Annotated in this window: 10 protein-coding genes; 6 read left to right on the top strand and 4 right to left on the bottom strand. The window is 72.2% G+C overall.

The genetic code is table 11. The annotated features are described in order from the left end of the window. Positions 1-66: 66 nt before the first annotated feature. From ACY0MR_RS01690 to ACY0MR_RS01705, 4 genes are all read right to left on the bottom strand, one after another. The gene (locus ACY0MR_RS01690; protein ID WP_388800228.1) at positions 67-2,076 is read right to left on the bottom strand and encodes an ATP-binding protein; all 2,010 of its coding nucleotides are present in this window, start codon (positions 2,074-2,076) and stop codon (positions 67-69) included. 132 nt (positions 2,077-2,208) lie between these two features. Then, entirely contained in the window at positions 2,209-2,853 is a 645-nt protein-coding gene (locus ACY0MR_RS01695) for an L-threonylcarbamoyladenylate synthase (RefSeq protein WP_473558544.1), read from the bottom strand. After that, a complete protein-coding gene (locus tag ACY0MR_RS01700; protein WP_388800221.1) occupies positions 2,850-3,503 on the bottom strand; it encodes a carbonic anhydrase in 654 nt (217 codons plus the stop codon). The genes ACY0MR_RS01695 and ACY0MR_RS01700 overlap by 4 nt, the downstream gene beginning before the upstream one ends. A 263-nt stretch (positions 3,504-3,766) precedes the next feature. After that, positions 3,767-4,447 (bottom strand): class I SAM-dependent methyltransferase, encoded by a 681-nt coding sequence (locus tag ACY0MR_RS01705; protein ID WP_473558546.1) that lies wholly within the window; start codon positions 4,445-4,447, stop codon positions 3,767-3,769. A 328-nt stretch (positions 4,448-4,775) separates the two neighbouring features. On the opposite strand from ACY0MR_RS01705, the gene ACY0MR_RS01710 reads away from it, so the two are divergent. From ACY0MR_RS01710 to ACY0MR_RS01735, 6 genes are all read left to right on the top strand, one after another. Further along, a complete protein-coding gene (locus tag ACY0MR_RS01710; protein WP_473558549.1) occupies positions 4,776-6,221 on the top strand; it encodes a purine-cytosine permease family protein in 1,446 nt (481 codons plus the stop codon). 242 nt (positions 6,222-6,463) lie between these two features. After that, complete coding sequence (locus tag ACY0MR_RS01715) at positions 6,464-6,556, top strand: putative leader peptide (protein ID WP_473558551.1); 93 nt, start codon at positions 6,464-6,466, stop codon at positions 6,554-6,556. 100 nt (positions 6,557-6,656) lie between these two features. Beyond that, positions 6,657-8,060, top strand: a complete 1,404-nt coding sequence (locus ACY0MR_RS01720; RefSeq protein ID WP_392864446.1) for a sulfatase family protein — start codon at positions 6,657-6,659, stop codon at positions 8,058-8,060. Positions 8,061-8,281: 221 nt separating this feature from the next. After that, positions 8,282-9,076: an SDR family NAD(P)-dependent oxidoreductase gene (locus tag ACY0MR_RS01725; RefSeq protein WP_388800206.1), complete on the top strand. Its 795-nt coding sequence runs from the start codon at positions 8,282-8,284 to the stop codon at positions 9,074-9,076. Between the two features lie 597 nt (positions 9,077-9,673). After that, positions 9,674-12,475 (top strand): class IV lanthionine synthetase LanL, encoded by a 2,802-nt coding sequence (gene lanL, locus ACY0MR_RS01730; protein ID WP_473558556.1) that lies wholly within the window; start codon positions 9,674-9,676, stop codon positions 12,473-12,475. Positions 12,476-12,520: 45 nt separating this feature from the next. Next, positions 12,521-12,676, top strand: coding sequence for a VenA family class IV lanthipeptide (locus ACY0MR_RS01735; RefSeq protein WP_266972807.1), 156 nt, complete (start codon positions 12,521-12,523; stop codon positions 12,674-12,676). Positions 12,677-12,726 lie beyond the last annotated feature (50 nt).

Here is a 12,726-nt window from a genome sequence, read left to right on the forward strand (position 1 = left end):
TCTTCGGGGTTCGCCTGGCGGGCTTCCGGTCGTGCCGGCGGCCAGGCGAACCACGTGGAAGGGCGTTCAGTCGGCGTCGAGTACGTCGGTCAGGGTCGCGAACGGGTCGGTGAGGGCAGCCAGGGTGAACGTCCTGTCGTAGGCGGAGTTGCCGATCTGCGCTCGTGCCGCGCACTCGGCGCCTTCACGGAGGGGGCCGAGCTCCGGAGTGCCCCGCTGGGGATGGCCGACCATCTCCCAGAACACCTGCCCGGCTCCGGAGGCGACGGCGGACTGGTCGCCCTGCTTCAGGGCCGCCATCGCGGCCGCCAGCAGGTCGAGGCCAAGGCCCAGGCCGAAGGCGTCACCGATGAGCCGCTTGTCCCGCAGCATGGCCCTGGCGTGCGCGGCGGCCTCCGCGGACCTCTCCTCGTGCAGCGCTATCAAGGCCAGCTGGTACTCGGTGTAGGAACGGGTCCAGTGCTCTCCCACGGAGACCGACTCCGCGCGCAGCGCCTCGGCCTCGGCGCGGGCGCTCTGGACGGCGCCTGACGCGGTGAGGGCGAAGACGCGGACCAGGCGGCATCGGGCTGCTGCGGCGGGCGTGGCATGCGCTCGCTCCAGTGCCCGGTCCGCGGTCCGCATGGCCTCCTGGGGCTCGCCGCGCAGGAGCATCAGCAGCCCCTGCAGATAGGCGGCGTCCGCGAGCAACGTCTCGTCGGCGGCGCGCAGGGCCTCGGTACGCGTCCGCTCGGCCAGGTCTGCCGCTGCCGGGTACTCGCCGCGGAGGCAGCGGACCACGCCGAGGGACCAGGACAGTTTCGCCAGGACACCCGCGGGTGCGTCGGCGACCCGCATGCACTCCTCCAGATAGTGCCCGGCCTCGTGGAGGTAGCCGCAACATGCCCAGAAGAAGCCGAGATTGCCTGCCATCGTCGCCGCCCTCGGCGGATCGGTGGCCAGGAAGTGCTCCAGCGCTACGCAGAGGTCCGCATGGCTCTCCGAGAGCCGCGTGTACGCGGCCGCCTGATCCGGTCCCCACCACTCCCGGTCGGCGGCCGCGGCCACCCCGTCGAAGTGGTCCGCGTGCCGGTCGGCCAGGGCGCCGGTCTCACCGAGTTCCGACAGCCACATCGCCCCGTACTCGCGCACGGTGTCCAGCATCCGCAGACGGCCCCCGTCGACGGAGACCAGGTTCTTGCGCTGTAGCCCTTCGATGGCCTCGGCGACCAGCCCGTCGGTCAGCGGGCCGCCCCGGCACACCCGTACGACCTCGTCCGGGGTGGCGTGCGAGCGGAACACCGACAGACGGGCCCAGAGGAGCCGCTCCGTGGGCTCGCAGAGTTCATGGCTCCAGCCGATCGTGGTCCGCAGTACGCGGTGCCGTGACGGTTGGACGGTGCTGTCCGGCTGCTCGGCGAGCGCGAGCCTGTCGCAGAGCAGGCGGGCCATGCCGCGCACCGACCGTTCCGGCAGCTGTGCGGCGGCCAACTCCACGGCCAGTGGCAGGCCTTCGAGCCAGTGGCACACCTCGGCGGCGGCGACGCGGTCCTCGGCGCTCTCCCACCGGACTCCGGCGGCGGCCGCCCGCTCGGTGAAGAGTTCGAGTGCGTCGCTGTCCGGTGCCAGGGGGTCGACTCGGACGACACGTTCGCCGGCTACGGCGAGTTGCTCCCGGCTGGTCGCCAGCACCGCCAGGGCGGGACAGGCAGCGAGCAGCGCCTCCAGCAACGCGGCGCATTCGGTGATCAGATGCTCGCAGGAGTCCAGGATCAGCAGGATGCGACGGCTGCCGATCCAGGCGGTCAGGGCGTCGACAGGATCTCGTGACGAATGGTCCGAGAGCCCACAGGCATCGGCGACCAGCGCGGTCAGCAGAGACCTGCTGCCCAGCGACCAGAGCGGGGCCCAGTGCACGCTCTCGAACGCGTCGGGCGGGAGGAGACCGGCGGCCCGCTCGGCCAGGCGGGACTTGCCGACGCCGCCCGTACCGACCAGCGTCACCAGCCGTTCTGTCTGTAATCTCGCGATCAGCGTCGCGACGTCCTGTTGCCGGCCCACGAACGATCCGCGCTCCGGCGGCATCCAACTCTGCACACCCGTATTCTGCGCACAGAAGAGGGGGTCGGCGGGGCCGGTCCGGAACATGGGGTGCCCCCGGGGGCACGGCGCGGGGCGAGACCGTGGGGTGGCCTCCCCGGGGGAGGCCACCCGTGTACGGATGCCTGATCAGCGCACGGTGAGGTGGGGTACCACCGTGCGGAGCTGCGCGGAGGACAGGGTCCCTTCCCTGACGAGGACGGGAGCGTCGCCGCTGACGTCGACGATCGACGAGGAGAGCGCCCCGGGGGTCCGACCCCCGTCCAGGTAGACGGCGACCGAGTCTCCCAGCATGCCCTGCGCCGCGTCGCAGTCCTGCGGGGAGGGACGGTCGGTCAGGTTGGCGCTGGAGACCGCGAGGGGCCCGGACCGGGACAGCAGGTCGAGGGTGAGGGCGTGGTCGGGCATGCGCACGGCCACCGTTCCCCCGGTCTCACCGAGGTCCCAGGCAAGGCTCGACCGGTGCCGCACGATCAGGGTCAGTCCACCCGGCCAGAAGGCGTCGATCAGCTTCCGGGCGTCCTCCGGCAGCTCGTCCGTCAACTGTCGCAGCGCCGGGACGGAGGGGACGAGGACGGGCGACGGCTTGTGACGCCCTCGTCCCTTGGCCCCGAGCAGCGCACTCACGGCCTCCGGGGCGAAGGCGTCGGCCGCGAGGCCGTAGACGGTGTCCGTCGGCACCACGACGAGGCGGCCCTCGCGCAGGGCCTCCGCGGCCTCACGGAGCCCGGCCTCGCGGGTCTCCGGGGCGGAGCAGTCGAAGCGTGCGGTCACGAGGCCGAGGAGCCCGCGTCGACCGCGGCCGCGTCGGTGCGCACGTCGCCACGGGTGGTCACGACCCGGGCGTTGCCGTCGGACAGGGCGTAGCCGAGTCCGACCACGGCGACCTCGCCCGACTCGACCTGCTCGGAGAGGAGGCGGGAGCGGTCGAGCATCAGGCCCACGGTGTGTCGGATGTGCTCGTCGATGATGTCCCCGTCCGCGGTCAGCCCCGCGGTCCGGGCGGCGAGGATGCTCGGCGTCACGCGCTCCACCACGTCACGGATGAAGCCACCGGCCGCGAAGCCGTCCTCCACGGCGGCACGGGCCGCCGCGACAGCGCCGCAGGAGTCGTGGCCGAGGACGACGACGAGCCTGGCGCCGAGGACGCTCGTCGCGTACTCGACGCTGCCCAGCACCTCCGTCCCCAGGACGTGGCCGGCGGTACGGACGACGAAGAGGTCGCCGAGCCCCTGGTCGAAGATGATCTCGGCGGCGAGCCGCGAGTCGGAGCAGCCGAGGATCACGGCGAAGGGGTCCTGGCCGGGAGCCAGCTCGGTGCGGCGGGCGGCGTCCTGGTTGGGGTGGTCGGGCGTGCCGGACACGAAGCGGGCGTTACCGGCGAGGAGGGCGTCAAGCGCTACGGCAGGAGAGGTACGAGGCATGGGGCCACCCTATGATCCGCCCGTCCCACCTGCCTCGGGGGATCCCCGGTTACGCGCGTAACTCACTCCTTGGCCGCAGCGGCCAGGGCCGCCGGGCCGGTAGGTCGGCGGGAATCGTCGAGGTGGCGTCGACCCGACCGCCGCTGACGACGACGTACCGCCCGACGCCGGGAGGCGTACGTCATGCCGGGGTGCACGTGCGTGCGAGGGGGGAAGGCGGCACCCGTGCCGGTGCCGCCTCGTCGGGCGTCTTGGCCTGGGGGTCAGCGCAGGCGGCGGGCGCGGAGCACCAGGTCGTCGGTGTGGTGCGCACCGGCGCCGCCGTCGGGTGCCACACGCGGCCGCTGTTCGTCGACCTCCACCACCCAGTCGTCGTCGAAGAGCGCCGTGACGGTCGCGGGCCAGACGTAGTCGGCCGGGTCGAAGCCGCTCTCGTCCGGCTGCCGGTCCTCCATTCCCGCGTGGTGCACGAGCAGCAGCACACCGCCGACGGCGACGGCGCCGAGCAGGGCCCGCTCCGCCGCGGCGTCGGGGGTGCGCAGCAGGGCCGGATACTGCGCGGAGACCAGGTCGAACGAGGCCGGCGGGAGCGGCGCGTCCGTCAGCGTGGCGTGCACCCACCGGACGGCGACGCCCGCGTCCCGTGCGTGTCCGGCCGCTCGTTCCAGGGCGACGCCGGAGACCTCCAGAGCGGTAACGTCCCAGCCGCGGCGGGCGAGCCAGACGGCGTCCGCGCCCTCGCCGCAGCCGACGTCGAGCACCCGCCCGGGGGTGAGACCGGCGACCTCGGCGACGAGCGCTCCGTTGGGCTGTCCGCTCCAGAGTCGCTCCCGGTCGGTGTACCGGCTGTCCCATTCGTCCCGCACCGCGGGGTCTCCCACGTAGGCGTCGATGGGCTGGTGGGCGTCGGTCGCGGGCCGTCCCGCTGCGATGTTCTCGGTCACGGACCCACCATGGACTGTCCGGTCGCTCCCATGACGTGATTCTTGCCGGTCCGGCAAAAAGATCCGGCCACGCGTCCGACACGGGTGGCCGGGCGCCGTGGGGCCGTTCGCCTCGTGGCCGTTCGTGGCGCGGGCGCGCGGCACACGGCGGTGGCGGCGAGCGCATGGCGCCGCCCGGAGACGGATACGAGACGGACCAGATGCTGAAATTATCCATTCAGAATCTTGATACCTGTTCATCGCTATGCCAGATTCGGCGGACGCAGCACACGATCGACGGCTGCGGCTCGTCCGGAAACACCCGAATCGCTGCGGGAGAGGTCTCACCATGCCGGTCCAGCACACCCCCGGGGAGCGTCTCTCGATGGAGACGCGCACCATCGAGGTCATCCCCGACGCCGAGCGGCACGGAACGCCGCGCAGTCAGTTCACCCTCTGGTTCGGCGCCACCATGCAGATCACCGCGATCGTCGACGGAGCCCTTGCCGTCGTGTTCGGCGCCGACGCGCTGTGGGCGATACCGGCGCTGCTGCTCGGCAATCTGCTGGGCGGCATCGTGATGGCGCTGCACTCCGCCCAGGGACCGCGGCTCGGCGTCCCGCAGATGATCTCCAGCCGCGCCCAGTTCGGCGTGCACGGCGCGGTCCTGCCGCTGCTGCTCGTCATCCTGATGTACCTCGGCTTCGCAGCCACCGGAAGCGTCCTGGCGGGCCAGGCGCTGTCCGAGATGCTGCACATCGACAACACGAACGTGGGCATCCTCCTCTTCGGCGCCCTGACCGCCGTGGTCGCCGTCACCGGCTACCGGCTCATCCACATCGCGGGCCGCGTCGCCACCGTCGTCGGCGTGCTCGGCCTCGGCTACCTGCTGGTGCGGCTGTTCACGCAGTACGACGTGGGCGCGCACGTCGGGATCAAGGGCTTCGAGCCGGCCACGTTCCTCCTCGCCGTGGGCCTGGGGGCCGGGTGGCAGTTGACCTTCGGCCCGTACGTCGCCGACTACTCGCGCTACCTCCCGCGCGACACGAGTACCCGCGCGACGTTCTGGTCCACGTTCGCCGGCTCCGTCATCGGGTCCCAGTGGGCCATGACGCTGGGTGCGCTCACGGCCGCGGTCGCCGGGAAGAGCTTCCTCGGCGACCAGGTGGGCTTCCTCGGCGAGCTCGCCGGACCCGCGGTCCTCGCCGTCCTGATCTACCTGGTGATCGTCGTCGGCAAGCTGACCGTCAACTGTCTCAACGCGTACGGCGGCTTCATGTCGATCCTGACCACCGTCACGGCCTTCGACGGCCGCTCGCGCATCTCGGCCGCCGCGCGCGCCGCCTACATCGTCGGGTTCACGGCCGTGTCGATGGTCATCGCGCTGGCCGCCAGCGCCGACTTCCTGAACAACTTCAAGAACTTCGTCCTGCTGATTCTGATGGTGTTCACGCCGTGGAGCGCGATCAACCTGGTCGACTACTACCTGGTCTCCCGCGAACGCGTCGACATCCCCGCCCTGTACGACCCGGACGGCCGCTACGGCCGCTGGAACCTCACCGCGCTGACCTGCTACGTGCTGGGCGTCGCCGTTCAGATCCCGTTCCTGGCCACCAAGCTCTACACCGGCGCGATCACCAAGAGGCTCGACGGCGCCGACATCTCGTGGATCGTCGGACTCCTGGTCACCGCCGCCCTGTACGGGGTATGGGTGCGACGCACCGCCGACCCGCCCGCCGAGACGGTTCACCCCGTGGTGCACGAGTCCGACGGCACGACCGCGCCCGTCGCCTGACCCGGCTCGCCTCCGCCCCACCCCTTACGCCTCACCCCACCCCGCCGACACCGCATCCGCCCCGAGGGCGGCGACGTCGGGCCGGAGCGTCGACAGCGCTCTCGCCCGACGTCTCGTCGTTCGTCCGGCGCTCCTCCGGCGCCCGCCCTCGCGTTCGCGGTGTGTCGATCATGCGAACTACGCGCGTCAACCTGGCCGAACGCCGTTGACGCCCTCCTGTGGCTCGACCAGACTCCTGCCCCATGCACCCCCTGCGTGATCTCTCGGTCACCACCTTCCAGCGCCGGCACGTGGACCTCGTCCGTGTCGCGAGCGCTGTCTGTCGCTGCCACTGATCGGCCCTTACTCCCACCCACCCCGCCTGCGCGCCCCTCCCGCCCGCCCCGTCCGCCGGGCTCCGGAGGCCTGCCCGCGCGCCGCTCCCTGGAGACCCGTATGTCCACGCCCCTGTCCCGCCGCGCCCTCGGCGGGGTCGCCGCCGGTGCCGCAGCTGCCGCCGCCCTCGGCACCGCCGCCTCCGCCGCGCACGCGGCCCCCACCGCCGGCACGCGCGAACGGCCCTTCCGGGCCGCGCAGCCGCGCCGGCACTCCCGTCGGCCCAACATCCTCTTCATCCTCGGCGACGACCTCGGCTGGGCCGACCTCTCCTCGTACGGTTCCCCGCACATCCGCACCCCGCATCTGGACCGCCTCGCCCGCGACGGGGTCCGCTTCACCGACGCCTACTCCGGGTCCGCGACCTGCTCCCCCACCCGCTTCAGCCTCTACACCGGCCGCTATCCGGGCCGCACCAAGGGCGGGCTGGCCGAGCCGATCGCCGACAAGTCCGTCGGACTGGAACCCACGCACCCGACGCTCGCCTCGCTGCTCCGCGACTCCGGCTACGCCACCGCCCTCATAGGCAAGTGGCACTGCGGCTACCTGCCCGACTACTCCCCCACCCGGTCCGGCTGGGACGAGTTCTTCGGCAACTTCGGCGGAGCCCTGGAGTACTACTCCAAGCTCGGCCTCGGTGGCGAGTACGACCTCTACGAGGGCGACGCCGAGTACAAGGACCTGCGCTACTACACCCGGATCCTCACCGAGCGGGCCGCCGAGTACGTCGGCCGCGACCACGACAGGCCCTGGCTGCTCAACCTGAACTTCACCACCCCGCACTGGCCTTGGATCGCCGACGGCGACAAGGAGGCGAGTGACGAGATCGTCCGCCGCATCAAGGCGGGCGACCGCTCCGCCCTGTGGCACCAGGACGGCGGGTCCGTCGAGAAGTACAAGGAGATGGTCGAGGACCTCGACCGCTCGATCGGGCAGGTCCTCAAGGCGCTGAAGCGCTCCGGCCAGGAGGAGGACACGCTCGTCTTCTTCGCCAGCGACAACGGCGGCGAGCGCTTCTCGTACAACTGGCCGCTCGCCGGAAACAAGGGGTCGCTGCAGGAGGGCGGCATCCGCGTCCCCTCGATCCTGCGCTGGCCCGCCCGGATCGACGGCGGCCAGGTCAGCGATCTGCCGGTGTTCTCGCCCGACTGGACGGCGACGCTGCTCGACCTGGCCGGCGCCCGGCCCCACGCCGCGTACCCCCTCGACGGCACGAGCCTGGCCGGTCACCTGCTGCGCGGCGCGGACGTTCCCGAGCGCGACCTCTTCTGGCGGGTGCGGGGCGAGCGGGCGCTGCGCCGCGGCGACTGGAAGTACTACCGGGGCAAGTCCGGTCGCGACCAGCTCTTCGACCTGTCCGAGGACTCCCGTGAGCAGGCGGACCGGGCGCCCTTCGAGGCGGCGCGGCTGGCCGAGCTGCGCAGCGCCTGGGAGCGGATCGACGCGGGGCTGCTCCGCTACTGAGACCTCGCGCTTCCGCGCGGGAGCCGGGTGGCCGGGGTGACGAGCCACCCGGCCGCCCGGCGTCCGACGAGGCGCACCCGCCGGGGGGGCGGGGGCGCCGACACTGGGCCGTACGAAGGGTGGTGCGGGGGTTTGCGGTGGTCGTCGGCGCTGGCGGGGTACAGGGGACGCGTAGCGGTCACCGAAGCACTCGTCGAGTTCTGCAAGGAGCACGTCCGGCCATGCTCATCGATCTGACGGGACGTACCGCGCTGGTCACCGGCTCCACCCAGGGGATCGGCGCGGCCATCACCGCCGGCCTGGCCCGGGCCGGAGCCCGTGTCGGGGTCAACGGGCGGACGGAGGAGCGCGTCGAGCGCGCCATCGCGTCCCTGCGAGCGGAGAACCCCGACGCGGACCTCGTCCCCGTCGTGGCCGACGTCGCCACCGAGCAGGGCGCGCTGCTCGCCGCCGAGGCACTGCCCCGGGTCGACATCCTGGTGAACAACCTCGGCGTCTTCGGCGAGGCCCACCCGTTGGAGATCAGCGACGACGAGTGGCGCCGCTACTTCGAGGTGAACGTCCTCGCCGCGGTGCGCCTCGTCCGCCAGTACCTGCCCGGCATGGCCGAGCGGGGCTGGGGACGCGTCCAGAACATCGCGAGCGACTCGGCGGTGGTCGTCCCCGCCGAGATGATCCACTACGGCATGTCCAAGACGGCCCTCCTCGCGGTCACGCGCGGGTTCGCCAAGCATGCCGCCGGCACGGGTGTCACGGTGAACTCCGTCATCGCCGGCCCGACGCACACCGGCGGCGTGGAGGACTTCGTGTACGAGCTGGTGGACCGGTCCCTCCCGTGGGACGAGGCGCAGCGCGTCTTCATGCGCGAGTACCGGCCGCAGTCTCTGCTGCAACGGCTCATCGAGCCCGAGGAGATCGCCCACATGGTGGTGTACCTCGCCTCCGAGCAGGCGTCCGCCACGACCGGCGGCGCGCTGCGTGTGGACGGCGGGTACGTGGACTCCATCCTTCCGTAGCTTTTCACCGCGCATCGCGACCCGGCTCGAAGCCGCCGGCCGCCCTCGTGCGGGCGAAGGTGCCCTGCTCCTCGCCCGGATCGTCGTGTTCACGGTCCGATGCGCCGTGTCCGCGGGTCATGGAGAGCGCTCGCGGCGGGATGCGCGGCCGCGATAGCCGATGAACAGGTGTCCATCGCTCGGTCATTCGATATGCGTCAGCTCGACGCACGCCAGCTCGACACATTCCGACAAACGATCGAGTGAAGGCGCGGGGTGGCCGAAAGTGCGCCACTGCCCCTTCCTTTTCCACCCACGCCCTCCGTCGCTCTCCGTGCCCGCGAGCGGGTTCTGAGCTGCGGGTGCGCCGGCGCCCGCGTGGGCGGGAGCGGTGATCCGCGCCGTGCGCCTGGGCCGAAAGTCGCTCGGACCAGGAGGGATGCGTGCGCTCCGATCCGGGGGTTTCGTGAGCCCCCTTCTGCGCTGGGCGCATTCATGATCTGAAGCCGTCACGCCGTGCGCTCGCCGGATCCGGTGAATAGGACCGGCGATGTGTTGGTCGGGATATGCCACTGGGCATTTTCCGATCAGCGGACCACACCGTTGAAAAGGACGCGAATGACGAGCCAGGTTACCGAAGTTGAACTGGAAGGCCTTCTCCGCAAAGCCCTGAGCGCCACAGGCACGGGCGAGTTCTGGGCGGTCCGGACGGACGAGATGTGGTGCCGTCTCACGCCCGGCGCCAGGACGCCGCGCGAGCAGGGGTGGAAGCTGCACGTGTCGGCCACGACCGCCTCCGCGCCGGCCGTCCTCGGCAAGGCCCTGGAGGTGCTGCTGCGGGGAGAGTCCGCCTTCAAGTTCGCCCGGTCGCTCGACCAGGTGAGCGCGCTCAACTCCCGTGCCACACCCCGCGGCAGCTCGGGCAAGTTCATCACCGTCTATCCGTCCTCCGACGCCGAGGCGGCCCGTCTCGCCAAGGAGCTGCACGCGGCCACCGCCGGTCTGGCCGGCCCCCGGATCCTGTCCGACCAGCCGTACGCCGTGCACTCGCTGGTGCACTACCGGTACGGCTCGTTCGTGGGCCGGAGGCGGCTCTCGGAGGACGGTCTGCTGGTCTGGATCATCGAGGACCCCGACGGCAATCCCGTCGAGGACAAGCGCACCGGTCAGTACGCTCCCCCGTCGTGGGCGGTCAGCCCGTTCCCCGCCACCGTTCCCGTGGTGCCCCGCGCCGCGGCCGGCGAGGACGGGGCGGACGGATCGAAGAAGCCGGCCGGGGCGGAGGAGTCGGCCGGGAAGGCCGGCGCGAAGGCTCCGGTGCTGCTCGGCGGTCGCTTCGCGGTGCGGGAGGCGATCCGGCACACGAACAAGGGCGGGGTCTACCGGGGAAGCGACGTCCGGACGGGCGCCTCCGTGGTGATCAAGGAGGCAAGGCCGCACGTCGAGGCCGACGCCTCCGGCTACGACGTCCGCGACTGGCTGCGTGCCGAGGCCCGGACGCTGGAGAAGCTCAAGGGCACGGGACTCGCCCCGGATCCGCTGGCGGTCTTCGAGCACGGTCGGCACCTCTTCCTCGCTCAGGAGGAAGTGCCGGGCGTCACCCTGCAGACGTGGGTCGCCGAGCACTTCCGCGACGCCGGGGCGGAGACGTACCGCGTCGACGCGCTCACGCAGGTCGAACGGCTGGTGGAACTGGTCGCGGCCGCGCACGCCCGGGGCTGCGTCCTGCGGGACTTCACACCGGGCAACGTCATGGTGCGTCCCGACGGCGAACTGCGCCTGATCGACCTCGAACTCGCGGTCCTGGAGGACGAGACCGCCCTGCCGACCCGGGTGGGGACCCCCGGCTTCAGCGCCCCCGAGCGCCTCGCCGACGCCCCCGTGAGCCCGACGGCCGACTACTACAGTCTCGGCGCCACCGTGTGCTTCGTGCTGGCCGGCAAGGTTCCCCACCTGCTCCCGGAGGAGCCCTCCACGCAGGCCACGGAGGAACGGCTCGCCGCATGGCTCGCCGCCTCCGCGGGACCGCTGCGGCTGACCGACTCCCTCGTGGAGATCATCCTCGGGCTGATGAAGGACGACGCCGCCGAGCGATGGGACCCGGCCCGGGCGCGCGAGGCCCTCCGGACCGCGGACACGACCCCGCCACGGAACGACCGGGCCGCCCGGCCGGCGCGGAGCGACGCCCGCGTCGAGCCACGGGACGACCGCGGCCAGGACGACAGCGGCGGGGAGAACCGGCAGGACGACCGGACGGCCGAGGTGGACGCCACGGTGGCCGGGATCGTGGACCACCTCATCACGTCCATGACCCCCGCGGACGAGAGCCGGCTGTGGCCCGTGTCGACCCTCGCGGGAGAGGCGGACCCCTGCACGGTCCAGCAGGGCGCGGCCGGTGTCCTCGCGGTGCTCACGCGGTACTGGGAACTCACCGGCGACGACCGGCTGCCCGAGGTGCTCTCCACCGCGGGCCACTGGATCGCGGCCCGCACCGACCTCCGCTCGACCCGGCCCGGCCTCCACTTCGGCGGACTCGGCACCGCCTGGGCGCTGTTCGACGCCGGGCAGGCCGTGGACGACGCGGGGCTCAGGGACCACGCGCTCGCGCTGGCACGGGCCCCGCAGCAGGTGACACCCCACCACGACATCACCCACGGCAGCGCGGGCAGCGGACTGGCCGCGGTCCATCTGTGGCAGCGCACCGGTGACGCCCGCTTCGCCGACGTGGCCGTCGCGGCCGCCGACCGGCTGACCGCGTCGGCGGACCGGGACCGGTCCGGAGCGAGTTGGCCGATTCCCGCGGAGGCCGTCTCCGCGGAGTACGGCAAGCGCTACCTCGGCTTCGCCCATGGAGCGGCCGGCATCGCCTGCTTCCTCCTGGCCGCCGCGACCGTCTCGCAGCGCACGGAGCACATGGACCTGGCGGTGGAGGTCGGCGAACAGCTGCTGACCGACGCCGTACGCGTCGGCGAGACGGCCCAATGGCCCGCCCAGGCCGGAGACCTGCCCACGGCGCCGTACTGGTGCCACGGCGCGGCGGGCATCGGCAGCTTCCTCGTCCGCCTGTGGCAGGCCACCGGGGACGAGCGGTTCGCCGACCTCGCCCGCCGCAGCACGCACGCCGTCACCGAGCGCGCCTCCCGCGCCGCCCTCGGCCAGTGCCACGGCCTGGCCGGCAACGGCGACTTCCTCCTCGACATGGCCGCACTGACGGGTGACCCCGTCCACCGCGCCGAAGCCGAGGACCTGGCCCGCCTCATCGTCAGCGAGAGGGCCCGACGACACGCCCAGGTGGTCTTCCCCAACGAGTACGGGGACGTCACGACCAGCTGGAGCGACGGCTCCGCAGGAATCCTCGCCTTCCTCCTGCGGACCCGACACACAGACCACCGGCACTGGATGGTCCAGAGGCCGGTCTGAGCGGCAGGAAGTCTGTCGCCAGCTCACCGAACGAAGGAGAGACCCATGGAGAACAACGACATCGAACTGCTGGCTCACCTCCACGCCCTTCCGGAGACCGACCCCGTCGGCGTCGACGGAGCGCCGTTCGCCGCGACGTGCGAGTGCGTCGGCCTGCTGACCCTGCTCAACACGGTCTGTATCGGCATCAGCTGCGCGTAGCACCGACAGGCTCCACCATCCGGCCGGCGGTCCACCCCGGGAAGCCGCCG

Source organism: Streptomyces sp. JN8 (genome assembly GCF_055808075.1).

Excerpts from the sequence above, each read along its gene's own strand:
- ACY0MR_RS01700 (WP_388800221.1), bottom strand. The coding sequence starts at position 3,503 with ATGCCTCGTACCTCTCCTGCCGTAGCGCTTGACGCCCTCCTCGCCGGT.
- ACY0MR_RS01710 (WP_473558549.1), top strand. The coding sequence starts at position 4,776 with ATGCCGGTCCAGCACACCCCCGGGGAGCGTCTCTCGATGGAGACGCGC.
- ACY0MR_RS01715 (WP_473558551.1), top strand. The coding sequence starts at position 6,464 with ATGCACCCCCTGCGTGATCTCTCGGTCACCACCTTCCAGCGCCGGCAC.
- ACY0MR_RS01720 (WP_392864446.1), top strand. The coding sequence starts at position 6,657 with ATGTCCACGCCCCTGTCCCGCCGCGCCCTCGGCGGGGTCGCCGCCGGT.
- ACY0MR_RS01725 (WP_388800206.1), top strand. The coding sequence starts at position 8,282 with ATGCTCATCGATCTGACGGGACGTACCGCGCTGGTCACCGGCTCCACC.
- lanL (WP_473558556.1), top strand. The coding sequence starts at position 9,674 with ATGACGAGCCAGGTTACCGAAGTTGAACTGGAAGGCCTTCTCCGCAAA.
- ACY0MR_RS01735 (WP_266972807.1), top strand. The coding sequence starts at position 12,521 with ATGGAGAACAACGACATCGAACTGCTGGCTCACCTCCACGCCCTTCCG.